General features: G+C 35.1%; 22 protein-coding genes. 20 read left to right on the top strand and 2 right to left on the bottom strand.

Annotated elements, in window-relative coordinates:
• The first annotated feature begins 148 nt into the window (after positions 1-148).
• The 14 genes from BUE84_RS12175 (at position 149) to BUE84_RS12110 (ending at position 14,548) form a co-directional block, all read left to right on the top strand.
• Positions 149-1,069, top strand: a complete 921-nt coding sequence (locus BUE84_RS12175; RefSeq protein WP_079241858.1) for a T9SS type A sorting domain-containing protein — start codon at positions 149-151, stop codon at positions 1,067-1,069.
• Between the two features lie 212 nt (positions 1,070-1,281).
• A complete protein-coding gene (locus tag BUE84_RS12170; protein ID WP_079241857.1) occupies positions 1,282-2,205 on the top strand; it encodes a T9SS type A sorting domain-containing protein in 924 nt (307 codons plus the stop codon).
• Between the two features lie 79 nt (positions 2,206-2,284).
• On the top strand, positions 2,285-2,992 hold the full coding sequence (locus tag BUE84_RS12165; RefSeq protein ID WP_079241856.1) for an SDR family oxidoreductase: 708 nt from the start codon (positions 2,285-2,287) through the stop codon (positions 2,990-2,992).
• A 199-nt stretch (positions 2,993-3,191) separates the two neighbouring features.
• Positions 3,192-3,938 carry an electron transfer flavoprotein subunit beta/FixA family protein gene (locus tag BUE84_RS12160; RefSeq protein WP_034697635.1) on the top strand — a complete coding sequence of 249 codons (747 nt, stop codon included), beginning with the start codon at positions 3,192-3,194 and terminating at the stop codon, positions 3,936-3,938.
• 41 nt (positions 3,939-3,979) lie between these two features.
• The gene (locus BUE84_RS12155) at positions 3,980-4,927 is read left to right on the top strand and encodes an electron transfer flavoprotein subunit alpha/FixB family protein (protein ID WP_034697637.1); all 948 of its coding nucleotides are present in this window, start codon (positions 3,980-3,982) and stop codon (positions 4,925-4,927) included.
• Positions 4,928-5,111: 184 nt separating this feature from the next.
• Positions 5,112-5,711 (top strand): bifunctional nuclease family protein, encoded by a 600-nt coding sequence (locus BUE84_RS12150; protein WP_079241855.1) that lies wholly within the window; start codon positions 5,112-5,114, stop codon positions 5,709-5,711.
• Between the two features lie 22 nt (positions 5,712-5,733).
• The gene (locus BUE84_RS12145; RefSeq protein ID WP_079241854.1) at positions 5,734-7,116 is read left to right on the top strand and encodes a nucleoside permease; all 1,383 of its coding nucleotides are present in this window, start codon (positions 5,734-5,736) and stop codon (positions 7,114-7,116) included.
• A gap of 298 nt (positions 7,117-7,414) precedes the next feature.
• Complete coding sequence (locus tag BUE84_RS12140) at positions 7,415-7,819, top strand: hypothetical protein (protein WP_034697646.1); 405 nt, start codon at positions 7,415-7,417, stop codon at positions 7,817-7,819.
• Between the two features lie 2 nt (positions 7,820-7,821).
• Positions 7,822-8,232: a hypothetical protein gene (locus BUE84_RS12135; protein WP_079241853.1), complete on the top strand. Its 411-nt coding sequence runs from the start codon at positions 7,822-7,824 to the stop codon at positions 8,230-8,232.
• A gap of 57 nt (positions 8,233-8,289) precedes the next feature.
• Entirely contained in the window at positions 8,290-9,468 is a 1,179-nt protein-coding gene (locus BUE84_RS12130; protein WP_079241852.1) for an acetyl-CoA C-acyltransferase, read from the top strand.
• A 289-nt stretch (positions 9,469-9,757) separates the two neighbouring features.
• A complete protein-coding gene (locus BUE84_RS12125; RefSeq protein WP_079241851.1) occupies positions 9,758-11,248 on the top strand; it encodes an MFS transporter in 1,491 nt (496 codons plus the stop codon).
• A 203-nt stretch (positions 11,249-11,451) separates the two neighbouring features.
• Positions 11,452-12,378 (top strand): mevalonate kinase, encoded by a 927-nt coding sequence (locus BUE84_RS12120; RefSeq protein ID WP_062674970.1) that lies wholly within the window; start codon positions 11,452-11,454, stop codon positions 12,376-12,378.
• A gap of 10 nt (positions 12,379-12,388) precedes the next feature.
• Positions 12,389-13,318 carry a UbiA family prenyltransferase gene (locus tag BUE84_RS12115; RefSeq protein WP_079241850.1) on the top strand — a complete coding sequence of 310 codons (930 nt, stop codon included), beginning with the start codon at positions 12,389-12,391 and terminating at the stop codon, positions 13,316-13,318.
• A 63-nt stretch (positions 13,319-13,381) separates the two neighbouring features.
• Positions 13,382-14,548 (top strand): proline dehydrogenase family protein, encoded by a 1,167-nt coding sequence (locus BUE84_RS12110; protein ID WP_079241849.1) that lies wholly within the window; start codon positions 13,382-13,384, stop codon positions 14,546-14,548.
• 449 nt (positions 14,549-14,997) lie between these two features.
• Here BUE84_RS12110 and BUE84_RS12105 read toward each other — a convergent pair whose 3' ends face one another.
• Positions 14,998-15,534, bottom strand: coding sequence for a helix-turn-helix transcriptional regulator (locus BUE84_RS12105; protein WP_079241848.1), 537 nt, complete (start codon positions 15,532-15,534; stop codon positions 14,998-15,000).
• 967 nt (positions 15,535-16,501) lie between these two features.
• Between BUE84_RS12105 and BUE84_RS12100 the strand changes: the two genes are divergently transcribed.
• Positions 16,502-17,611 carry a M14 family zinc carboxypeptidase gene (locus BUE84_RS12100; RefSeq protein WP_079241847.1) on the top strand — a complete coding sequence of 370 codons (1,110 nt, stop codon included), beginning with the start codon at positions 16,502-16,504 and terminating at the stop codon, positions 17,609-17,611.
• A gap of 292 nt (positions 17,612-17,903) precedes the next feature.
• On the opposite strand, the gene BUE84_RS12095 is transcribed toward BUE84_RS12100, so the two are convergent.
• The gene (locus BUE84_RS12095) at positions 17,904-18,401 is read right to left on the bottom strand and encodes a DUF4920 domain-containing protein (RefSeq protein ID WP_079241846.1); all 498 of its coding nucleotides are present in this window, start codon (positions 18,399-18,401) and stop codon (positions 17,904-17,906) included.
• Between the two features lie 142 nt (positions 18,402-18,543).
• Here BUE84_RS12095 and BUE84_RS12090 point away from each other — a divergent pair, with 142 nt between their 5' ends.
• From BUE84_RS12090 to BUE84_RS12070, 5 genes are all read left to right on the top strand, one after another.
• Positions 18,544-19,956, top strand: a complete 1,413-nt coding sequence (locus BUE84_RS12090; protein WP_079241845.1) for an APC family permease — start codon at positions 18,544-18,546, stop codon at positions 19,954-19,956.
• Positions 19,957-20,112: 156 nt separating this feature from the next.
• Positions 20,113-20,553: a GPW/gp25 family protein gene (locus tag BUE84_RS12085; RefSeq protein WP_002979175.1), complete on the top strand. Its 441-nt coding sequence runs from the start codon at positions 20,113-20,115 to the stop codon at positions 20,551-20,553.
• Positions 20,554-20,577: 24 nt separating this feature from the next.
• The gene (locus BUE84_RS12080) at positions 20,578-22,461 is read left to right on the top strand and encodes a type VI secretion system baseplate subunit TssF (RefSeq protein ID WP_079241844.1); all 1,884 of its coding nucleotides are present in this window, start codon (positions 20,578-20,580) and stop codon (positions 22,459-22,461) included.
• A gap of 305 nt (positions 22,462-22,766) precedes the next feature.
• Positions 22,767-25,598, top strand: coding sequence for an excinuclease ABC subunit UvrA (gene uvrA, locus BUE84_RS12075; protein ID WP_079241843.1), 2,832 nt, complete (start codon positions 22,767-22,769; stop codon positions 25,596-25,598).
• Between the two features lie 248 nt (positions 25,599-25,846).
• Positions 25,847-26,251, top strand: a complete 405-nt coding sequence (locus BUE84_RS12070) for a hypothetical protein (protein WP_079241842.1) — start codon at positions 25,847-25,849, stop codon at positions 26,249-26,251.
• Position 26,252: the final 1 nt, after the last annotated feature.

The following is a 26,252-nucleotide window of genomic DNA, read 5'->3' as shown; positions in this document are numbered from 1 at the left end:
TTTTGCTCTTTTATCAATTATTAACGAAGTCTTTTCAAGGTTTTGAAAATTAAATTCGCTGAAAATAAATGGGTTAATTTTTTATTTGCAATAAGTTATTTCACTATTCATTGAAAGTTTATATTTTTAATACAAAACTTGATTTACTATGAAAAAATACTACTCAATTGCATTTTTGCTATCATCAATATGTTTTTTCGCCCAACAAGCCATATCATTTGAGCCTATTGAAGGATTCAACGTTGGAGATATCAATGGACAGGCTGGTTGGATCAGTACTCCTACCGGAGGGGTGCCGGAAAATGTTACCCATCAAAGCATCAGTTTTGATAAAGCCAGTGATGGAAGCCGTTCCCTGAGAATTGTCAAAGAAAATACTTATGGAACGCAGGCTGAGCCAATCATAGGAGGTTTTTATAATCTGTCGGCTCCTCTTGCTTACAATAATTTTTCTGTATCATTCGATATTAATATGTCACAGCTCAACGGTTCTGATTTTGGTTTTCAGGCTGTAAACAATATGGATGACCAGTTTGTAGTAAGATTGGATTTTGGAAAAACCGGGTCGGTAAAGATCCTGGATATGTTATCTGGCATACAGAATCTTATTTCTACACCTTCCGCCTGGCTGTCGAATACCTGGTATCGGTTAAAAGTAGTAGGAAGCGCCACAGATGTACGGTATTACCTTAATGATTTGCTGATCTATACAGGTACAGCAGCAAGTTCATTGAATATAAACCAGCTTCGTTTTGTTCATAATAATTCGCTGGGATCAGCTTATATTGATCATATTAAAATTAATAGCGAGTTGGGAACAATGGGTGTTCAGGATTCCAATGCAAATACTAAAAAAATATCTCTTTATCCTAATCCTGCAACTGATTTTATCAATATCAATACTGCTGCCAAAGTAAAAAGTATAGAACTCTATGACGAAACAGGTAAGCTTATAAAGACTGAAATAAACCATAATAAAATAGAGGTAAAAGGCTTACCCAAAGGAGTATATATGGTCAATGTAAAAACTGAAGAAAGAAATTTTACAGAAAAAGTGATCGTCAGATAAATTATTTCACACCGCTGAAAACATGTGCTCTGTTTAGTGTTTTGATATATTTATGGATGATTTTTTCGGAATTACTATTCTTTCTTAGATTTAATATCTTCATTATTTTTGATTAAAAATATTATGTTAATTTGTTAATAGGTGTAAAATATTCATATATTTTGCTTTTTAGATTTAAAACGTATATATTTGTTCGAAACTAAAAAAATATCATGAAGAAACTTTACATTTTCGCAATTTCGTTGATTTCAATATCATCTTTTGCTCAGCAGACTATTTCTTTTGAAGCCGGTGAAGGGTATACAGCAGGAAACATTAATGGACAGCAGGGCTGGGTTACGACTAATAATGGAGCAACACCGCCAGTATATCTGACAAGTCAATTGGTGTCAGCTGAAATGGCAAGCCAGGGATCAAACAGTTTTAAAATAACAACAGATGCCCCTTATGGGCCACAGCAAAGTCCTGTAATGGGTGGTTTTTATACCTTTACGACACCATTAACGTATAATAGCTTTACACAATCATTTGATGTAAGACTGACTCAAAAAAGTACATCAAGTTCAGACTTTGTTTTTAGAACTGTAAATACAGTAGGTACAGGAGGAATCGTTACTTATATTGACTTCTCTTATGATGGAAGCATTCTGATTGCAACAGCAGGTTCAAATAATTTAGTCAATACCAATCAAACCTGGAATGCCAATACCTGGTACAGGGTAAAAATAGTTTCTACGGCTACGGGAATCCAATATTACCTGAATGATGCTCTCATTTACACAGGACAACCATTCAGTAACAATAATATTAACAGGATGGATTTTGTACATGATAACTATGGAGGTTCTGCTTATATCGATAATATCAAAATTAATAATGAAGCAGCCTTATCTACAAAAGACGCCGTTAAAAATGACATAAAACTGTCTATCTATCCAAACCCGGCTACTGATGTTATAAAAATCACAACACCAAACAAGATCAAACATGTTGAAGCATATGATATGTCTGGAAAGAGAGTAGATGTAACATTAAACGGAGATCAGGTAAATGTCAGAAGCCTGTCTGCCGGAGCTTATTTACTGAATGTAGAAACAGAAGGAAGAAACTTCACAGAGAAGTTCATCAAAAAATAATACTGATAAATCTTAGTATCAGCAAAACGCTCCAATTGGAGCGTTTTTGTTATTTTAGAGAATTAAAAATTTCAATCATATGTCAGATAATAAAACAGCTTATATAACAGGAGGAACCAAAGGAATAGGTTTCGGGATTGCGAAAATTTTACTTGAAAATGGCATTTCTGTAGCATTTTCAGGAAGAAAAAGAGAAGATGTAATGAAGGCAGAAGAAGAACTTAAGCAATATTCAGAAAATGTTTTGGGGATTGTTTCTGATGTAAGAAGTCTGGAAAGCGAACAGGAAGCTGTAAAATATACCGTTGAAAAGTTCGGAAGACTGGATTATATTATTGCCAATGCAGGATTGGGCATTTTTAAGCCCGTAGATGAGTTGACGGCAGAGGAGTGGAATGATATGATAGAAACGAATCTTACAGGTGTTTTTTATACCTTGAAAGCCTCTGTGGAAGAACTGAAAAAGACAGAAGGCTACTATATTACCATTTCCAGTCTCGCAGGGGCGAATTTCTTTGAAAATGGGACAGGATACAATGCTTCAAAATTCGGAGTGGTAGGTTTTACACAGGCTGCCATGATTGATCTAAGGAAATACAATATTAAATCTACTGTGATCATGCCGGGTTCTGTAGCCACTCATTTTAACGGAAATATTCCGTCTGAAAAGGACAGTTGGAAGATCCAGCCTGAAGATATGGGGAATCTTATATTGGATATTTTAAAGATGAATCCAAGAGTTTTGCCAAGTAAAATAGAGTTTAGGGCAACGAAACCAGCTAAGTAACTACATCTAATGTATTGAATAATAATTTAATAAGTATTATGCATGCATAATATATTTTTTATTTATATTAGCAAAAATTAATTCAAACAAAATCTCTGCATAAACTGTCATGATTTTATGCGCCAAAAGGGAAAAAATAAAATAGTACACATGAAACCTTAAGGTTACATATGACCCATAAAAAAATTAAGAACAACATATGAAAATATTAGTTTGTATTAGTAGTGTTCCGGATACTACTTCCAAAATTAACTTTACAGCAGACAAATCTGCTTTCGACAAAAACGGAATTCAGTGGGTAATTAACCCTCTAGACGAATTTGCGTTGACAAAAGCGGTTAAACTTCAGGAATCTCAGGGAGCAACAGTAACAGTAATCAACGTAGGTGATGCTGCTACAGAACCTGTAATCAGAAAAGCTTTAGCAATTGGTGCTAACGATGCAGTAAGAGTAAATCTTGATCCAAAAGACAGCTATTCTACAGCAAAAGAAATTGCAGCTGTAGCTCAAAACGGAGGATATGATCTTATCCTTTGCGGAAAAGAATCTATCGATTATAACGGCGGTTCTGTTCCTGGAATGGTAGCTCAGTTATTAAACCAACCTTTCGTAAACGCTTCAGTAGGATTAGACGTAAACGGAAGCGAAGCTACTGCAGTAAGAGAAATTGAAGGAGGAAAAGAAACTATTTCTGTAAAATTACCGGCAATTATTGCAGGTCAGAAAGGATTAGTAGATGAGAAAGATCTTATCATCCCGAATATGAGAGGAATTATGTCTGCAAGAACAAAACCTTTGCAGGTAGTAGAACCTTCTTCTTCAGAAGTAAAAGTTCAGGGAGTATCTTATGACAGCGTTCCGCCAAGAGCTGCTGTGAAAATGGTTTCTCCGGATAATCTTGATGAATTGGTAAGATTACTTCACGAAGAAGCTAAAGTAATCTAATCTTTAAATTTTTCAATCTTTTAATTTTTAAATTTAAAACAATGGCAGTATTCGTATACGCAGAAAATATAAACGGAGTTTACAAAAAAGCAGCTTTTGAAGCAGTTTCTTATGCTAAAGCTATCGCTGATAAAGCAGGAGATACCGTTACAGCAATCTCTGTAAACCCAACAGATTCTTCAGATTTATTATACAAATATGGAGCATCAAATGTTATCAATATCAAAGACGAAGGTCTTAAAAATTTCTCAGCAAAAGCATTCGCTCAGGCTGTAAGTGAAGTAGCAGACGGAAATATCATCGTTTTCCCTCACACTACTGACGCTTCTTCCATTGCTCCTATGCTTGCGGTAATGAAGAACTATTCTTTAATTACTAATGCATTGGAAGCTCCTGAAAGCCTTTCTCCTTTCCAGGTAAAAAGAAGAGCATTTTCAGGAAAAGGTTTCATGCATGCAAAAGCGGAAGGAAACGGAGTAATTGTTACTGTTTCTCAAAATGCTTTCGGTGTTAAAGAAAACGCAGTATCAGGTTCAGAAGAAGTGAAAAACTTATCTGTTGCTAATGAAGATACTAAAGTGATTTCTCACGAGCAGAGTTCAGGTAAATTAGACCTTAAAGAAGCAGAAGTTGTTGTTTCTGCTGGTAGAGGGATGAAAGGACCTGAAAACTGGGGAATGATCGAAGATTTGGCAAACGTTTTAGGAGCAGCTACAGCATGTTCTAAGCCTGTTTCTGATATCGGATGGAGACCTCACACAGAGCACGTAGGACAAACAGGTAAAGCAATTGCCCCTAATCTTTACGTTGCAGTAGGAATTTCAGGAGCTATTCAGCACCTTGCCGGAGTAAACTCTTCAAAAACAATCGTAGTAATCAACAGTGATCCTGAAGCACCATTCTTCAAGTCTGCTGATTATGGAGTAGTAGGAGATGCTTTCCAGATTATTCCTGCATTAACAGAGAAAATTAAAGCAATTAAAGGATAAGAAAGTGAATTGTGAATAGTTAATTCGCTTTGCTCGTCAATTTTTAAGTAAATACTTGCAAAGCAAAATTCACTATTGACGTTTGACAATCATCAACAATACAGATAAAAGCTCGGCTTTCCGGGCTTTTATTTTTGCGTAAAAAAGTGAAAACACAATAAAAAATTAATCTATATTTGTAGCTATGGATTATAAGCAGCTAATTATTCGCGGAATATCGTACAGCCAGACCCAGTCGGGGGCTTACGCATTGTTACTGGAGCATGAAGAAACACATATAAAATTACCTGTTGTTATAGGAAATTTCGAAGCCCAGTCTATCTCTCTCGGATTGGAGAAAGATATTCATCCACCGCGTCCTCTTACTCATGATTTATTTACAAAATTTATAGTTTCTGCCAATTATGAGCTGATTTCTGTCATTATCTATCAGATTGTAGACGGAGTATTCTTTTCAAATATCAACTTTAAAAATAAAGTAACAGACGAAGAACTGATCCTTGATGCCAGAACCTCCGATGCTGTTGCAATGGCTGTAAGATTTGATGCGCCCATATTTACAACGCAGCAGGTTTTAAATGAAGCCGGGATTTTATTGGAACTGGAAGATGTTTCAAAAGAAGAACAATCATTCTCAGAAACTGTACAAACAGAAGATAACTTAAAATCTCTTTCTATGGAAGAGCTTCAGAAATTACTAGATGAAGCCGTTAAAGAAGAAGACTATGATACCGCCCTTGAAATCCAGGAAGAAATCAAGAGGAGGAAAAAGAAAATTGATTAAAGAGATACTTTTTATATAAACTATGAATTTAAAATTACGCCTGACCATCCTCAGTTTTCTCCAATTTTTCGTTTGGGGAGCTTGGCTGATTACGATGGCAAACTTCTGGTTTGGCACAAAACATTGGGATGGAACTCAGTTTGGAGCTGTGTTCGGAACAATGGGAATTGCTTCTATATTTATGCCAACCATTACTGGAATTATTGCTGACCGCTGGGTAAATGCGGAACGCATATTTTCAGTATTACACATCCTCTATGGGGTTATTCTTTTTATTTTACCTCATTCTACAGACCCGAATTCCTTCTTTTCAGTAATGCTTTTGGCCATGTGTTTCTACATGCCTACCATTGCACTTGCCAATTCAATTTCTTATACGATCCTGAAAAATAACAATCTGGATGTGGTGAAAGACTTTCCACCGATTCGTGTATGGGGAACTATTGGTTTTATTGTTGCGATGTGGATCACAAACCTTAGTGGGAATAAAGAAACAGAAGGTCAGTTTTATATCGGAGGTGTTGTCGCAATTTTCTTAGGAATTTATGCCCTTACACTTCCAAAATGTCCCCCACAAAAACTGATTGACAAACATTCACCATTATCTGAGCAGTTAGGCTTGAATGCATTTAAGCTTTTTGGAAACTATAAAATGGCTTTATTCTTTATGTTTTCAATGCTTTTGGGAGCAGCACTTCAACTTACCAATGCATATGGTGATGTATTTTTAAGTGAGTTTGCTCATTTTCCTAAATATGCAGACTCATTTGTAGTAAAGAGATCTACCATCATTATGTCAATTTCTCAGGTTTCAGAAACCCTGTTTATTTTGGCAATTCCTTTCTTCCTGAAGAAATTTGGAATTAAAAAAGTAATGTTGATATCGATGCTGGCCTGGGTTTTAAGATTCGGATTCTTTGCTTATGGGGTGCCGGACGGATTTGGCCTTTCTTTAATCATTCTTTCATGTATCGTGTACGGAATGGCTTTCGATTTCTTTAATATCTCAGGGTCACTTTTCGTGGAAACGACTACCGATAAAAAAATACGTTCTTCGGCTCAGGGATTATTCATGATGATGACCAACGGTTTTGGAGCGGTTTTCGGAAGTTATGCCGCAGGTTGGGCTATTGATAAGTTCTTTACGCATAAGTTTTCTACAGCTTCAGATCTTTCTGCTTACCTGCAGACAACCCCTGATAATCCTACTTTCCTGAATATTTTAAAGAAGAGTTTTAATGCTGCTGTCAATTCAGACGGAACTCTTTCCTCTGTTGTGATGGTAAAAGACTGGCAGCAGATTTGGCTTTCTTTTGCAATCTATGCGTTAATACTGGCGGTTTTCTTTGCCGTACTGTTTAAACATAAACATAACCCGGAAGATGTTTCATCAGTGAAACACTAATTGAAACGTATATTTATTAAGATATTAAATTGCATTTTTGAAAAAAAATGCAATTTTTTTATTTTGAGATATCCTTTTATACAATAAAGCTTTGCAGAAGAAAAATATGGACTTCCGTCGTGATAGAAACTTCAGGTGGTGATTTTTAATTTGATAATAAATTCCATTTTTATTTATATAATAATCAAAAACTCCGGAGTTTTTTTGTAACTAACAAGTGTTCGGGTATGGAATTTCTATTTTTAAAACACACTACTTAAAAGTGTGTTTTTTTTTGTATTTTGGCACTTTAGTAAATATGAAAAATATTCAGTTATTAGGATTACTGTTAGTAATTGTAGGCAGCTTTTTACCCTTGGTGCATGTGCCTGTTATCGGGAACTGGAACTATTGGAAGCTTGATCATTATCTTGCTATTGCGTGCTGGATTTTTTCGGCATGTGCAGTTTTTGGAATTGTAAATAACAGTGCTAAAATTGTCAGATTCTTTGGTATTCTGCTTATTCTTTTATTCGGATTCACCCTGATTGCTGTGAAAATGCAGTCACTGCAATACTTTAGCTTTTTACCTTTCAAATCCTGGCAGGAAACTTTTGCAGGAATTGTTAAATTGAAATGGGGTTGGGCTGTAGAGTTTTTAGGCGCTTTTCTGATGGTTTTTGCCGGAGGAAATAAAAAAGTTAACAACAGAACACAAATATAAATATGAACTTCTTAAAAATATTTTCAGCAGGTATTTTGTTGACAGCAGCTACACAGATGCATGCTCAGACAACAGAACAGAAAAAACCGGACAATCCGCCTAAATGTGTGAATATAAAAGAAGGGAAGTTTACAAGACCCAATTACCCGGAAGCAATATGGTATATGACTATTAAAGATAATGTTCAAACTGAATATTTCAATAATGGAAAAGATTATATCAAGTCAACATTGGTTTTTGTGGACGACTGCAATTATAAAGCAATCGTGATGGAAAAATCCGATAAAAATGATCCCGCACAGATTGGAGATGTCTTCAATAATAAAATAGTAGCCACTCAGGATAATCTTCTGAAAGTGAATACCAAAATTGAAGGGACTCAGTTTGATCTGGTATACGTAAAAGTGAAATAAATTCTAACTATAAAAATGGAATCTTTATTCCGTTTTAGCTAAAATAAAATTATATACATGAAAGAAGTATTCATTGTTTCCGCAGTAAGAACACCTATGGGGAGTTTTATGGGAAGCTTATCAACAGTTCCGGCTACAAAACTGGGAGCAACTGCCGTAAAAGGAGCATTAGATAAAATTGGTTTAGATCCTAATCATGTTCAGGAAATCTATATGGGAAATGTTCTTCAGGCAGGAGAAGGCCAGGCGCCGGCTCGTCAGGTTGCTTTAGGAGCAGGTCTTTCAATCAATACACCTTCTACTACAGTAAATAAAGTTTGTGCTTCAGGAATGAAAGCTGTAACAATGGCAGCTCAGGCTATCAAAGCTGGTGATGCTGATGTAATAGTTGCAGGAGGTATGGAGAATATGTCTTTAGTTCCTCATTATTACAATGCAAGAGTCGCTACAAAATTAGGCGATATCAAAATGCTTGACGGAATGGTACTTGACGGTCTTACAGACGTATACAACAAAGTACATATGGGAGTATGCGCAGAAAAATGTGCTGTAGACTATAATATTACAAGAGAAGATCAGGATAACTTCGCTGTAGAATCTTACAAAAGATCTGCAAAAGCTTGGAGCGAAGGTAAATTCAACGAAGAAATTGTACCGGTTTCTATTCCTCAGAGAAAAGGTGAACCTGTAATCTTTGCTGAAGATGAAGAATATAAAGCGGTAAACTTCGACAGAATTTCAACACTTCCTACTGTATTTAAAAAAGAAGAAGGAACAGTAACTGCAGCTAATGCATCTACTTTGAACGATGGAGCTTCTGCATTAATCCTTGTTTCCAAAGAAAAAATGGAGGAACTGGGATTGAAACCTCTGGCAAAAATCGTTTCTTATGCTGATGCAGCCCATGAGCCTGAAAACTTTACAACAGCTCCGGCAAAAGCTTTACCTATCGCTCTTAAAAAAGCAGGATTAGAAGTTTCAGATATCGATTTCTTCGAATTCAACGAAGCTTTCTCAGTAGTAGGATTAGCTAACAACAAAATCTTAGGATTAGATGCTGCTAAAGTAAACGTAAACGGAGGTGCTGTAGCATTAGGACACCCACTGGGAAGTTCAGGTTCAAGAATCATCGTTACATTAATCAACGTATTGAAGCAAAATAATGCGAAATATGGAGCTGCTGCTATCTGTAATGGTGGTGGTGGTGCTTCTGCAATTGTGATTGAAAACTTATAATTACACATACAAACACATTGTGTATTTAAAATATAAAAATCGGGGTCTTTGTACCCCGATTTTTTCGTTACAGAATAGAATGATGAGATCTTCAATCATATATTCAGATTGGTCAACACATTATTTACCAACATAGATTAAGGATTTTCAGCCCCTATAAAGTATAAAATAAGATTAAAACTTTGCTGAATGATTTCAATACCCTACAATTATTATTTTCAAAATAACATTAAAAACCGTAGAATATTCCGTAGTTTTTCTATTTTTGTGCTACTAATATATATTTGAAATGTCTGAAACTGAGAATCGACAGCCTAAAAACATAAAGAATAATCCGAAAATTATGAAAGCCTGGGCGGTATATGACTGGGCAAATTCTGTTTATTCCCTGGTGATTACCTCTACCATTTTTCCCATTTATTACTCTATCCTGACCACCGCTTACGAGAAAAAAGAATATGTAGCGGAAACAAAAACCTGGATTGATGTTCCGGTAAGGCATATGATTAAAATTTTTGGCGAAGAATATCAGCCGGATGCGGTGTATGGATATTCCCTTACCATATCATTCTTTGTTGTGGTATTACTGTCTCCATTTTTATCTTCATTAGCGGATACTATTGGAAACAAAAAATCTTTCCTGCAGTTTTTCTGTTATCTTGGTGCCACATCTTGTATGGGATTGGCCATGTTTACAGGAATGCATAATGTATTTTTAGGACTTTTATTCAGTATTACAGCCAGTGTCGGTTTCTGGGGAAGTTTAGTGTTTTACAACTCTTTCCTCCCGGATATTGCGACACCAGACAGGCAGGATGCACTTTCTGCAAGAGGATATGTTTACGGATATATTGGTTCTGTAGTTTTAGTGGTGATTTGTTTGGTGCTGATTCAGGTTTTTGCCAAAGGAGCAGCCCAGCAGCTCCTGTTTACAAGAATCAGTTTCCTTTTAACAGGAGCATGGTGGTTCGGGTTTTCTCAATATACATTCAAACATCTTCCTCAATTTGGGGATGTGAAAGATAAACTTCCTAAAGATTTAGTACTACTGAACTATAAGAATATCTTCAAAAAACATGAAGAGCAGGGTGGCTTCTTTGAAGTATTTAAAGATAATCTGAGCTTCTATAAAGATATAGCCAAAGAAAGTTTCCACGAACTGTTTAAAGTAGGAGGAGAACTTTTCAAAGATCGAAATCTGAAATTCTTCCTGTCGAGTTTCTTCTTTTACAGTGTAGGAATGCAGACTATTTTCCTGATGGCTACATTATTTGGAAAAAGTGAAATTAATCTTGCTCAGGATAAACTGATCGGAACTCTTCTGGTAATTCAGATTGAAGCCATTATCGGAGCCGTTATTTTCTCAAGATTATCCAAGAGAATTGGGAATAGAAATGTTATTTCCATTGCAATCATCCTTTGGATTGTAGCGTGCCTTTGGGCTTATTTCCTCAACAAAGAAAATCCTACAGTAGAATACCAGTTTTATGGTGTAGCAGCTGTAGTAGGTTTAGTAATGGGTGGTCTTCAGGCGATGTCCAGATCCACGTACTCAAAATTGCTTCCGGAAAACTCAATGGAAAATACTACCTACTTCAGTTTCTATGATGTTTTGGAGAAAATTGCCATCATTATCGGAACATTTATCTTTGCCACATTGATTGAACATTTCAATAATATGCGTATTGCAGCCTTATCAATGACCATATTTTTTGGTGCAGGATTAATTTTAATACGATTCCTGAACGTTACAATGAGAAAAGACAGAGAAACATTATAAAATTAAAAGACGTTATTTTTAACGTCTTTTTTTTATTACGATCATCTATTGAATTTTATCCATGAAATTATATTTATTTACCATATTTTTTTCGTATTTTTAATAGAAGAACTGAAGAAAGTAAAATAGAAGGCAATTCGGCCTGAGTTTTGCTTATATTCAGCGGAATAATTTTTAACTTTGCAAAAAGATTTATTGTCAATATGACCAACCCTTTATTTTATGCAAAAATAATCCTGTTTGGAGAATATGGAATGATTGAAGATTCCCAGGGGCTTGTAGTACCTTACAGCTTCTATAAAGGAACTTTGAAATTTTCAGATTTGAGTTCTGAATTTGAACTGAATTCCAACAGACATCTGCAGAAGTATTCTGAATTTCTTACAGCACTTGATCTTTCCGACGACTTTAAGTTGGATATCGAGAGCTTCAAAAATGATATTTCAAACGGCCTTTTCTTTGATTCCAATATTCCTCAGGGATATGGAGTGGGAAGTTCCGGAGCTTTGGTAGCTGCTATTTTTGAAAAATATTCAGTCAGCAAACTGAACCCTGAAAACATTTCAAAAGATAATCTTAAAAAATTAAAAGCTGTTTTTGGTGAAATGGAAAGTTATTTCCATGGAAAAAGTTCAGGAATGGATCCACTGATCTGTTATATGAATCTGCCAATTCTTATCGAAAATAAAGAAAATTTAGACAGGGTAGATATTCCGGAAGGTGAAGAAGGAAAAGGAGCTATTTTCCTGATTGATTCCGGAATGACAGGTGAAACAGGACCTATGATCCAGATTTTCTTCGAAAAAATGAAAACAGAAGGTTTCCGTAAAACCCTGAAGGAAGAGTTCATCCGTTACAACAACGCATGTATCGAATCTTTCCTTAAAAAAGACATGAACCCATTCTTCAGAAATCTTAAAAAGCTTTCTCACTGGGCTTATGAACATTTCCGTCCTATGATTCCTGAAAGTATTTTTAATATCTGGAAAAAAGGACTGGATTCTAACGCTTATTATCTGAAACTGTGTGGTAGCGGTGGAGGCGGCTATATCTTAGGATTTACCAAAGATTATGCAAAAGCAGAAAAAATGCTTGATGGCTTCCAAAAAGAAGTGATTTACAGATTTTAAATAGATTGGAATGAATTCTGAAAAAGAACCTTTCCAATCTAAAAACTATCTCTCAAAATCTCTATTTTACAGATTTTCACAATTCGTGGGCTTTTTGCTTGGAGCACGTTTTTTTGTAGCTGCTCTTTTGACGTTTGCTCTTTATGTTTCTACTTTTTTCCTGTTCAATCAGGATGAATCTTTCAGAAAATTTGTCTTTGATTTTAAAGTTCACGGTATTATTTTTTGTACCGTCCTTACGATTCTGGCCGGTGGTATTATCAACCAATTCTACGATCTGGAAAAAGATCATGTAGTAAAACCTTTCAGAACACGAGTTCAGAGCTTCATCAAACAGAAATATTTTCTTTATGCCTATTTAGCACTCAGTGCTATTTCTTTAGGGGTAGCCTGGATGATTTCTCACAATGTATTTGTTTTTTTTGTGGTCTATCAATTCTTTATGTGGTTTTATAGCCATAAATTGAGCAGAATACTGATCCTGAACAATCTTACTTTTGTTAGTCTCACTTTGTATCCGTTCTTTGGAATGATGGTGTATTACGAAACCTTTTCCAAAAAGGTTTTCCTGATGGCTGTCTTTCTGTTTCTTATCCTGCTATGTATTGATATTGTGAAAGATACACTTACCAGAAGTGTGGATAAAACATTCGGATATACCACAATTCCCAATTACTTTAAAAGCAGAAATACAAAAATTATTCTGACTTCTTTACTGATATTTACCATGGTAGTTTCCATGAAGATTATTACAAAAACCGGTATCACCGGATTCATGGCCTATTATTTTGCCGGAGGGCTTTTTGTCATGATCGTATGCATTTATCTCCTGTTAAACGCTTCCCGAAGAAGTAACATCTTCACATTAAATATATTACGATTCTGGGTTTTCGTTGGAATCATCGCAATGCTTTTAAATGGAATAGAGCATAAATTGTAAAAAAAATCTTTAAATAAACTGAGGTTATTATTACCTTTGCATAACTAAATTTAATAAATAGGAATGCCCATTTTTAATGATACTAAAATTGCATTTGCAGACAAGTCTGATGCACAATTGAGAAAGGCTTACTGGATGTTTAAAATGATTGAACAGCCCGCTCTTACAAGCCTTGGAACATCTGTTCTGAATTTCACAGTACACAATAATTTTCCTTTCGTAACCGGAATTGTAAAAAATACTTTATTTGCGCAGTTTTGTGGTGGTGAAACCCGTGAAGAAAGTATGAAAGTTGTAAAGCAGCTATTCAAAAGAGGAGTCGGAAGTATTTTTGATTATTCCATTGAAGGGAAAGAAGATGAAGAAACCTTTGATGCGGTTTGCAAAGAAATTAAGGACATTGTAAGATTCTCAGTAGGAAATCCGGCGATTCCTTTTATTGTATTTAAACCTACCGCTTTCGGAAGAATTGATCTTTATGAAGCTGTTGGAAAAGGAGCGGAGCTTACTACCAGCCAGAAAGAAGAATGGGAAAGAGTCGTAAAAAGATTTGATGAAGTATGCAGTCTTTGCCATGAACATGATAAAAAAGTAATGGTAGATGCTGAAGAAACCTGGATGCAGGACGCAGCAGACCATCTTTGCGAAGAGATGATGGAGAAATATAACCAGCAGAAACCTATTGTTTGGAATACCATCCAGATGTACAGAACCGGAAGACTGGAGTATATGGAAGCCAACCTTCAAAGAGCAAGAGAAAAGAATTACTTCATTGGTTACAAGATCGTTCGTGGTGCTTATATGGAAAAAGAAAGAGCCAGAGCTGCAGAAAAAGGGTATGCAGATCCTATTCAGCCAACCAAAGAGGCTTCAGATAAAAATTATAATGCAGGAATTGACTTCGTAATGGATCATTTGGATAAAGTTTCAGCGTTCTTCGGAACCCATAACGAAATCTCTTCTGAGCTGATCATGGATAAAATGAAAGCAAAATCTCTGGAAAGCAGTAATCCACACGTTTATTTTGGACAGCTTTACGGAATGAGTGATAATATTACTTTCTATTTGTCAGATAAAGGCTATAATGTGGCTAAATATCTTCCATATGGACCTGTAAAGGATGTTGTGCCTTATTTGACGAGAAGAGCCCAGGAAAATACCTCTGTGGCCGGACAAACCGGAAGAGAGCTTGGACTGATCAAAAAAGAACTTGAAAGAAGAAAGAAATAATAATATTGTCAATATATCTATTACTAGACCTGCAGTTGTGTGGGTCTTTTTTATTGGAACTAAGCGACTGGGAAAATATGATAATTAATAATAATCGAAACAATTGTCTGTTGTTGTGATTATATAGTAAAATAATTTTATTTTTATTGCTGATTTAATTTTAAATAATTATATTTGATAGAACCATAAAAACTAATGAAAAAAAAATATTTTCAATTACTGTCATAATTCTGTCTTAGAATAGAATCCTAACCATATAATAATCCAGTACTATATTACCCTTTTAAATAGCCCAAATTGTAAAAACTATAATTATAGGAACAGATGATCATAAAAAAAACTCTATCAACTGGTATCCTGTAAAAATTTTAAAAATAAAATAAAGCAATAGCTTTAGTTTTCTTCTTCAAATATTTTTTAACCTGATCATTTTTTTTGATCAGGTTTTTTTAAGGCTCAAAACTTTCGAATTTTCCGTTTTCGTAGAACAGAACAATACGTTTTATTTTACTTTGTTGATTACCAAATAGTTGACCTAAAATATGATCGCCAGAATTTTCTAATCGCTGAGAATCCGATATTTTTTCCTGAGCTTTATCATGGGTTGGTATAACCGATTCTCCAGGACTTGATATTGAAGGTTGCGTTTCCGTTTCATCACTTCCGAATTCATCATCATCATTCATCATCGTAAAAAGGTCGGGTAGTGGAGTTGTCTTTATTTTTTCCTCTTCGGGATGTTCTTCGTTAGTTTCTGATTCAGGTAGCTGGGATTTCAACATTTCACCTTCACCGGTAACCAGCCAGTCCCAAAGAAGTTCCGGAAAACGGGATTTTATTTTTATGATAAACTCAAGAGACGGTTTGTTTCTTCCTGATGTGATATGTGAAATGGATGAACGTTGTACGTCAATCTCATCAGCAAACTCGGAAGGAGTAAGATGAGAATACTCTATAATTTTGGAAATTCTTTCATTTAAACTCATAAAAATAAGTCATTAATTATTTTACAAATGTAATATATATAATTTACAAATGCAAAATACAAATGTAAATAATTGAAAATATTCTTTGTATACATTTGTAACTTTATTTTAATCATTTTAAAATCAAATATTTACAGTTAAATTACAATTGTATTTACTTATAATACTTATCCATCATTAAAGTTCTGCACAAGTAGTTTATATCTATTAAAGGACTTATATTTTTCCAAAATATTGGTTTAAAAATGTAAATTCAGCCCATTTATGAGCTATTTTGTCCATTAGATATCTTTAAAAATAGAATATACATTATTAAACTACTTAAATCATTTTCAGAAATAAGATTATCGATAAATACCTCATAAAACGCATATAAAAGCACTTTTAATAGAATTACATAGGTAAATTACTGATGTAAACACACCATTTTAAGCCCATATTTGGCTAAATTGAGGTGAAAATTGTGTTTCTGTTAAACAACTCTTTTTATCGAAGATTAAGGATCCTAAAAAAAGTGCAATTTGAGTAATTTTCAGAGATCCATTTGATTTTTACTCGTTTTACATATGTATATTTCATTAAACATCCATGTTTTCTACAATTTTTATGTTTAATAAAATAACTCTCAATTAGTAAAAAAAGCCTTTTTATGCACTTAAAGTACTATTACAAATACAATTGAGATAAATTTTATAAATATATGATTTACAGTTGTTTAAATATATGCAATTAAATTATTCTCAATCCACAATTTTATCCACAGACAATTTGTCCTTCAGTAATGTTTAACAATGTTACAAGTGTTAACTTGTCTGCATAACTCTGAAATTGCCTAATTTAAACTTTGTAAACAATCTCAAAATCAGATGTCAAATGTAAATTTGTTAATTTTAGTCATTTTTACAAATGTTAATTTAAGTTTTTGGCTAAAAATGGCTAAATTTGATTCTTGTAAACTATTCCTAAAATGAATTTTGAACAGATCTATTCTCAAAACCCCGATTTCTCAAATCGCTATATTTCCCCTGAAAAATTATTTTCTTATCTACAGACCAATCTCAGCGATTATATTCAGGAGATCGGAACATCCTATTTAGATAAACCTATTTATCAGTTAAGCATCGGAACCGGAAACATTCAGGTATTGGCCTGGTCACAAATGCACGGAAATGAATCCAATGCTACTCATGCTATGCTTGACCTTTTGGTAAGTCTTGATAAAGTACCCGAAATGAAAGAGGATTTATTCAGTAAAATAAAGCTTGATTTTATATTCATGCTGAATCCGGATGGATCTGAAAGATGGACCAGACTGAATGCATCCGATATTGACCTGAACAGAGATTTTCATAACGAAGCCAGTAAAGAGATTAAATTTCTGAAGAAAGCAGCCGCTTCAAAAAAATATGATTATGCACTCAACCTTCATGAGCAGAGAACCATATTTACTACAGATGGAATTCATCCTGCTACGCTTTCCTTTTTGGCACCTTCAGAAAATGTAGAACGTACCGTTACTGAAAACAGAAAAAAATGTATGGCAGTAATTGGAAGCGTATACAATCATTTAAAAGAAATGATTCCCAACCAGATCGGAAGATATTCTGATGAATTTTATCCGACTTCTACCGGAGATAATTTTATCAAAGTGGGAATGCCAACCATCTTATTCGAAGGTGGGCACTTTGTAGAAGATTATACCAGAACAGGAACAAGAAAATATTATACAATTGCTCTTTATTATGCATTGAAAGCAATCAGTGAACTGAACTCTGATATTGCAGGCTGGGAAACTTACCTTGAAATTCCTGAGAATCAGGAAACGCATTATGATATTATTTACAGAAATGTAAAGCTAAATACAGAGCATGAATGTATCCTGGATATTGCAGTTCAGTACAGGGAGACCAAAGAAGAAGGGAAAAATGAAATCTCTTTTATTCCTTTTGTAATGGAAGCAGGTGATGTAAAGCAAAAGAAGGGCTGGCTGGAAATTGACTGTACGGGAAAGAAATTTATTTCTGCAACTAAATATCCGAAACTGGATGCTGTGGTAGAATTTAAAATTGAAGATTAAAAAACTTAAAACCATTAAGATGTAATAGAGTATTAAGAGAAGCTTAACTTAAAGTCTTCCTTATTGTTTTTATTATATTTCCAACACAACTCTAAAAATGAAGCCGATAATTTAAATTATCGGCTTTTTTATTGTTTTCTATATTTTCTTATTCTGGTTCATACCCAATTGAAAATATAAACTAATTTAATATCAATAGGAATGGGCTTTAGCCCATTTAATTTAAATAAACATTCATCCGGCTTTAGCCAAAACCTAACCTTATAAATAAATTTTATTCAATAATTAAAGTTTACTTAACCACTTTAATTCCATTCGCTACAAATCTGATCTCTTCTTTAGGCTGAGTGATAGCATCAATTTCAGACTGAGGCTGTTTAGCATCTTCTGCATAATGCTTTTGCTCATTTACAGAAATTACTTTTCTTTCTGCATTGCCATCCAATACTACATTTTTTCCTTTTAACGCTGTAGGTACGAAGAAAGCATAGTCTTTCATTTTTACAAAAAACTTAGAATTATCTTCTGTCTGGATCGTAAGCCAGCAACCTTTTTTGTCACATACGTCAGTTACTTTTCCTTTAATAGATACATTCTCAACTTTTTTGTTGTCTTTTTTAAGCTGCTTATTCAATTTATCTACGGTAATCGCTTTGGATTCAGCAGATGAAGTTACCTGACTTCCATAAGTATCACCTACCAAAGCTTTCCCTTCTGGCGGTCCGGATTGAGCAAATGCTAATGAAGAACCTGTTAAAGCGACAGCAAATAATAAAACTTTAAATTTCATGTTTAATATTTTTCTCAAAAATACTAATTAAAATTGAATCATAAAGGAATAAAAAATAACAAAAAACAGGTGTTTTGATGAATTTTCAACAAAATTGAAAATCAAAGGCAGATTTGATTATATTTGACCCCTATACTTGACTATGCAAAAAAAACTGAAACTATGGGATGCCATCATGCTTGTGATGGGATCTATGATCGGAAGCGGGATCTTTATTGTAAGTGCTGATATGATGCGAAACCTGGGATCAGGATACTGGCTCATTGTGGTGTGGGTCATCACAGGAATAATGACAGTAGCCGCAGCCATAAGCTATGGAGAACTGTCCGCACTGTTTCCGAAAGCAGGAGGGCAATATACTTACCTGAAAGAGATCTTCGGTAAAAGAATGGGTTTCCTTTACGGATGGGGATTGTTTACCGTAATACAAACCGGAACAATTGCTGCTGTAGCAATGGCTTTTGGTAAATTTACAGCATATCTGATTCCTTCATTAAACGATGCTGCCCCTATTTTTCAGAGCGGTGAATTTAAAATTACCTGGATACAGATTCTGGCAATTGCTGTAATTCTGTTGCTTACGTACATCAATACCAGAGGAGTAGAGAGTGGAAAAATCCTTCAGAATATCTTTACCGGTTCCAAAATTATCGCATTATTAGGTTTGATTGCTGCCGGTTTTATATTGGTAGACGTTTCTCATTTAGCAGAAAATTTCAGCTGGGGAACAGATTCTTTCAATAATCTTAAAAAAGATTTAAGTGGTAATTTCCTTAAAGAAGGTTGGAAACCCATCGGAGGAATGACTCTTTTAGGAGGAATTGCTGCTGCAATGGTAGGTTCTGTTTTCAGTTCCGTTGCCTGGGAAAGTGTAACATTCGTTTCCGGAGAAATTGAAAATCCTAAAAAGAATGTAGTAAAGTCTATGATTTACGGTACTTCTGCTGTAATGATCCTTTATATCGCGGTGAATTATGTCTACTTAAATGCACTGGACAGAGAGGGGATTGCATTTGCAGCCAATGACAGGGTAGCAGTAGCAGCATCCCAGAATATTTTCGGAAGTGCGGGAACTATCATCATTGCTTTATTGGTCATGATCTCTACATTTGGATGTAATAACGGATTGATTCTGGCAGGAGCAAGAGTTTTCCAGACGATGGCAAAAGACGGAATGTTCTTTAAGTCAGCAGAAAAAAATAATAAAAATGAAGTTCCTGAAAATGCTTTATGGATGCAGGGAGTTTGGGCCTCAATTCTATGTCTGAGCGGACAGTATGGAAATTTATTGGATATGATCTCTTTCGTGATCGTTCTGTTCTATATGATTACGGTTTTTGGAGTTATTTATTTAAGAATGAAACAGCCGGAACTGGAAAGACCTTATAAAACATGGTTTTATCCGGTAACACCTGTTATTTACCTTGTCATCGGAACTTGTTTCTGCATCCTGTTGCTTATTTACAAACAGCAGTATACATGGCCTGGTTTTGTTTTGGTATTACTGGGACTTCCCGTGTACTATTTTATCAACCGAAAAAAAGCAAATTCTTAAATAACATAAAAATATAACAGATTAAAGGGCTTTCAATTCAGTTTGAAGGCCCTTATTTTTGAATAATATTTAAAGTATTGTAATCATTATTTGTCGAAAATGTGTAATTTGGTATTTCGTTTTTAAAACAGGACCATGAAGTAAAAACAATAAGCTATGGATACACCAAATTACAGAATGCCTTTCGTACCGTCTACTTTAATGACCGAAGGCGGAAGTATCGATACCTGCGATATGGGAGAAAGTATTGCCCACAATATTATGCTGCTGATCACCACCAAAAAAGGGGAGAACAGATATGATGAAAACTATGGAAATGATGTTTGGAACCTTGAATTCGATAATGGAGTTACAAGTGCCATCTGGGAAAGCGTTTTTATCAAAAGCTTAAGGAGACAGATTCAGGAATATGAACCAAGAATCGTAAACCCGCAGATTGATGCTCATATACAATTTGTAGAGCACAGTTATGATACTAAAGAACACACCGAAATTAAAAAGAAAGTAAGAATTGCCATCAATGCAAAAATGGAAGAAACAGGAGAACGCTTTAGTTTTTCAACAGAATTGTTTCTAAGTCCAATGTCTATTGATTAATATTTTTAACAGCGAAAGAAAATTATGAATTTAGATCAGAATATTTATTCCAAAGAATCTGTAAAAGCACGAATGCTGCAGAATGCAACAAAGGTATGGGGATTGAGAAGTCCGCAGTCTTTGGATCCTTTTGTTAAACTGTTGATAGATGCATTCAGTACAGAAGTTTTTAAAGCGAATAATGAAATACAGACGGTCAATGCCCGTATACTGGAAAAACTGGCAAAATTACTTACACCGTCCATCTATACACATCCTATTCCGGCTCATTCCGTAGCTTTTACACAACCTTATGAGTCTTCTGAAATTTTATTGGAGCACACGGAATTCTTTTTCCGTAAACAGATGACTTCCACTGTAAAATCAGAATCAGATAAGCAGCTGAACATTCCTTTTACTCCGGTAGGAAATGTAAGAATCAATAAAGTTCACACTTCCATCATGTTTGTAGGAAATACCTGCTACAGCATCGATGACAGATTCAATAAAATTCCTATTGCAAGATTTCAGGGAAAGCCTGAAGATTACAGAAAAATTACAATCGGAGTAGATGTAAGCAAATATGTAAGTGAAAATTTTCCGAAATATCTGAGTATATTCTGCTCCAATCCTGCTTTTGAGCATCTTGATTTCGTATACAAATTATTGCCTTACATCTCTGTAACAAGTAATGGCAATCCTCTGTTTGTAAGAGAAGGATTAAGCTATCTTACAGAAAGTCAGAATGATGGTTATGAACAGATGTTTAAAGAACAATCCATCAGAAATAAAGTAATTGAGGATATTAAAAGTATCTATCGCCATAAATTTATTGAAGTAACAGGAATCTCTCAAAGTTTGTTCTCAGAACCGGGACAGCTTCCTCAGAATCTTGATTTTCTTGCAGGAAAAGAAGAAATTACTAAATTCCTGGACAATAAAAGTTATCTGTGGCTTACTTTTGAGTTTCCGCCACAATTTTCCGCAGAAATCCTGGATAACTTCTCTTTTGTTCTGAATGCCTTTCCAGTCTACAACAGAGGCTGGAAAAAAACAGAGTACAGCCTGGATATTATGGGAAATAATATTCCTTTGGTAACAGACGAAGGAGAACATTTCCTTTATGTAGATGAAGTACAGGATGGTGACGGAAGAAAATATACTGAAATTCCTTTTACTCCTGCTGATGATCTTAAAAAAGGATTGTATACCGTAAGAAAAGGAGGAATGGAACGATTCACCAGCAGAAATGCAGTCGATATGATAGCCAATGTTCTGGAACTGACCAGAGACGAAATTGCTGCATTTTCCCTTTTGAACAGAGATAATGTAAAAGGAGTTCTCAGCGAAATGTCTGATAAAATGAAAACTATGGTGCAGAAAGTAAACAATGCCAAAAGGAATATCAGACAGGAACTGAATTATGTCATCATGGAACCTGTAGAAAAAACAGATCATACTTACGCTTCTTTCTGGGTAACACATTGTACGCTGGCTAATCATATGCGACCAGGAACAGAACTTTCCAATCAGCTGAAATCTCAGACTGTGGTATTGCTTACAGAAACATTAGGAGGATCTGAAGAGCAGAAAGGAACTGATAGTATTCAGGCTTACAAATATGCATTGACGACCAGAGATAAGATCATTTCTTTGGAAGACGTTAAAAATTATTGCCGCATGATTCTGAAAGATGAGGTAAGAGAAGTAAGAGTAAGAAGAGGAACCATGATCAGCAATAAACCAAAAGAAGGATTTGTAAGAACTGTTGAGGTAGAAATTGTTCCTCAAAACTATTCTTTTTATGGAAGAGCCTATTGGGAGAATATGGCCAATATCATCAGAAACCAGATTATTGCCAAAGCCATTGACGGAATTGAATATATTGTAACAATTACCAATGAAGATGTTGATTTCCAGGATATGTAATTCTTAAAAAAATAAATCAGTTTAAAATATAAAATGCCGTATCAATTGCGGCATTTTTAAATGATATCAATAGGAACGGGCTTTAGCATGTTTTTTAATAAATGAGTTTTCCATTGGCTTCAGCCCAAACATAATGATCCAAAAATGCCGAAATGATTTGAGAAAAATGCAATAATATCGGGTTCAGTGTTTTAACAAAACCTAAGAATTTTTTATGAAACTTTTATCCCTTTTATATTCCAAAAAAGTCTATAAAATTTCGTATTTTTGCACGTTGTGATTTTCAGGCAAAGTCACTCCAAATTATGAGCAAATCAACAGAATATATAGAAGTTTACGGAGCACGTGAACACAATCTTAAAAATATTAATGTAAAAATTCCACGTAATGAATTGGTCGTGATTACCGGCCTTTCCGGAAGTGGAAAATCGTCATTGGCTTTTGATACCATTTTTGCGGAAGGCCAGCGTCGTTATATTGAAACATTCTCTGCCTATGCACGTCAGTTTCTAGGCGGACTGGAACGTCCTGATGTAGATAAAATTGAAGGACTTTCACCGGTTATTGCTATCGAGCAGAAAACAACCAATAAAAATCCACGTTCTACTGTAGGAACAGTTACTGAGCTGTACGACTTTCTGCGTCTTTTGTATGCAAGAGTTTCGGATGCGTACTCTTTGTCTACAGGGCAAAAGTTGGTGAGCTATACCGAAGATCAGATCCTTGAAACCATCAAAGAAAATTATAAAAAAGAAAAAATCATGCTTTTGGCGCCAGTGGTGCGTTCCAGAAAAGGACATTATCATGAACTTTTTGTCCAGATGGCTAAAAAAGGCTACGGACAGGCAAGAATTGATGGTGAATTACAGGATATTGAATATGATTTAAAACTTGACCGTTATAAAACCCACGACATCGATATTGTGATCGACCGTTGGATTATCGGAGAGAATGCTTCGGAAGGAAGAATGGAAAAATCATTGCGTACAGCGATGGAAATGGGAGAAGGTATTATTGGAATTCAGAAACTGGGAAGTACAGACATCGAATACTTTTCTAAAAACCTGATGGATGCTGAAACAGGACATTCTTTGGCGTTGCCTGAACCCAACACATTCTCATTCAATTCACCCAAAGGAAGCTGCCCGAACTGTAAAGGATTGGGAACAATCAAAAAGATCAATACGGATTATTTCATAGACAATCCAAAATTATCCATCAATCAGGGAGGATTATTGCCGTTGGAAGATATCAAATCGAATAAATGGATTCTGTCACAAATTAAAAATATCCTTGAAATCTTTGGATTGGGGTTAACAACTCCTTTGCAGGATATTCCGGAAGAAGCATTGGATTATATCTACAACGGTTGTCACAAAGAATTTAATAAAGACCTGAAATACGCAGGAATTACCAAGAAAATAAAGATTGGTTTCGATGGTCTTATTGCTTTCATGGAAGAAATTATCGATGAGAGAGAATCTTATGAAGCCATTTTGTTGGAAAGACATTTCACCACAGAAGAAACATGCCCGGAGTGTCATGGTACCCGTCTTCAGCCTTCAAGTTTAAGTTTTAAAATTGACGGAAAAAATATTGCTGAGGTCAATGGATTAAGCTTAGCAGATTTAAAAGACTGGTTAGCTGACGTTAAAGATAAATTTTCAGAAAAAAATAAAATCATTGCTCATGAAATCTTAAAAGAGATTGAAACCAGACTTCAGTTTTTGCTGGATGTAGGGTTGGATTATTTAAGTCTGAGCAGAAGTTCGAAAACCCTTTCGGGAGGAGAATCACAAAGGATTCGTCTGGCGACTCAAATCGGGTCTCAATTGGTGAATGTGTTGTACATCCTTGATGAACCAAGTATCGGACTTCACCAGAGAGATAATGAAAGGCTGATCCATTCTCTGAAAAACCTTAGAGATATCGGAAACTCTGTATTGGTGGTAGAGCATGATAAAGACATGATTCTGGAAGCCGATGAGGTACTGGATATTGGTCCAAGAGCCGGAAAGTTCGGTGGAGAGATCCTTTGGCAGGGAAAACCGAAAGATTTATTGAAAGCAGATACCATCACTGCTCAATACATCAATGGAAAAAGAAAAATTGCAATTCCGGAAGAAAGAAGAGCAGGAAGCGGTAAAAATATTGTTTTAAAAGGAGCTACAGGAAACAATCTTAAAAATGTTACCCTGGATGTTCCTCTTGGAAAACTGGTCGTAGTAACCGGAATTTCAGGAAGTGGAAAATCTTCTTTGATTAACGGAACATTGTATCCGATCCTTAACAAACATTTCTACAGAGCGGTTCAGGAGCCGTTACCGTACAAAAAAATTGAAGGGTTAGATAATATTGATAAAATTGTAGATGTAGATCAAACACCAATCGGAAGAACACCACGTTCAAATCCTGCTACTTATACCGGAATGTTTACCGATATCAGAAACCTTTTTGCAGAGCTGCCGGAAAGTAAAATCCGTGGTTATAAACCAGGCCGATTCTCTTTCAACGTAAAAGGCGGAAGATGCGAAACCTGTCAGGGAGGAGGATTGAAAGTGATTGAAATGAATTTCCTTCCGGATGTATACGTTCATTGTGAAACCTGCAACGGAAAACGTTTCAACAGGGAAACCCTGGAAGTACGTTACAAAGGTAAATCAATTTCTGACGTTCTGGATATGACGATTGATGAAGCAGTAGATTTCTTCCAGCCGATTCCTAAGATTTTTGCAAAAGTGAAAACTCTGCAGGATGTTGGATTAGGATATATTACCCTGGGACAGCAATCAACGACGCTTTCCGGAGGTGAAGCACAGCGTATCAAGTTAGCAACCGAACTGTCAAAAAGACAAACCGGAAATACCCTTTACATCCTTGATGAACCCACTACAGGGCTTCATTTTGAAGATGTGAAAATCCTGATGGATGCCATTAACCAATTGGTAGAACTTGGAAACTCGTTCATCATCATCGAACATAATATGGACGTCATCAAATTAGCAGACCATATTATTGATGTTGGACCGGAAGGAGGAAAATATGGAGGACAGATTGTAGCACAGGGAACTCCTGAGGAAATTGTGAAGTCTAAGAAGAGTTTGACCGGGAAGTTTTTGAAGAGGGAATTGGAGTAGATATCAGAATAAAAAAATAGAGATAATTATTGGCTAAACTTAAATAGTTTAGCCTTTTTTATGCTTAAAATAACTCTCCAATATTAAATTTTCAATTATTTTAAAAATTTATTTCGCTGATAATCAGTTAATTAAATTACAATATTAACTCAATGTTAACTGAATGTAAAATTAATATGAATTATTTTTAATAACTTTGGTTAAGAGATACAAAATAAGGTTAGTATAATATTTAAAACCAGTTAGTTATGAAAAATAGAATTCAAATATTGATGGCTTCACTTTTCGTTTGTGGATTTGCTGCTGTTTTGAACACTGCTAAAGCTCAAACTACAGATCATAATACCATTCAGGAAATTCAACTGAGTAGAAGTGAAACGTTTAACGATATCAGAAATAAATTAGAAGCCAATTTTGACCTTACCAATCCTGATTACAAACAGGGAACCGTAAATTCGGTGGTGAAGTTTGATATTGCAAAAAATGGTAAAATTGTAAATGTTCACTCCACAGGAGACTGTAAAACCGTAAGCAAAGAAATTGAAATGGTATTAAGCGACCTTGATTATAAAGTAGACCGTAAAAAACTGACTGAAAATATGGTTGCCTATACTTACGTAATGCCTGTGACAGTAGAGATCCACAGCAGATAGT

Source organism: Chryseobacterium indologenes (assembly GCF_002025665.1).
In the GTDB taxonomy this organism is placed as follows: domain Bacteria; phylum Bacteroidota; class Bacteroidia; order Flavobacteriales; family Weeksellaceae; genus Chryseobacterium; species Chryseobacterium metallicongregator.
This window is presented reverse-complemented; position numbering and strand designations above follow the sequence as displayed.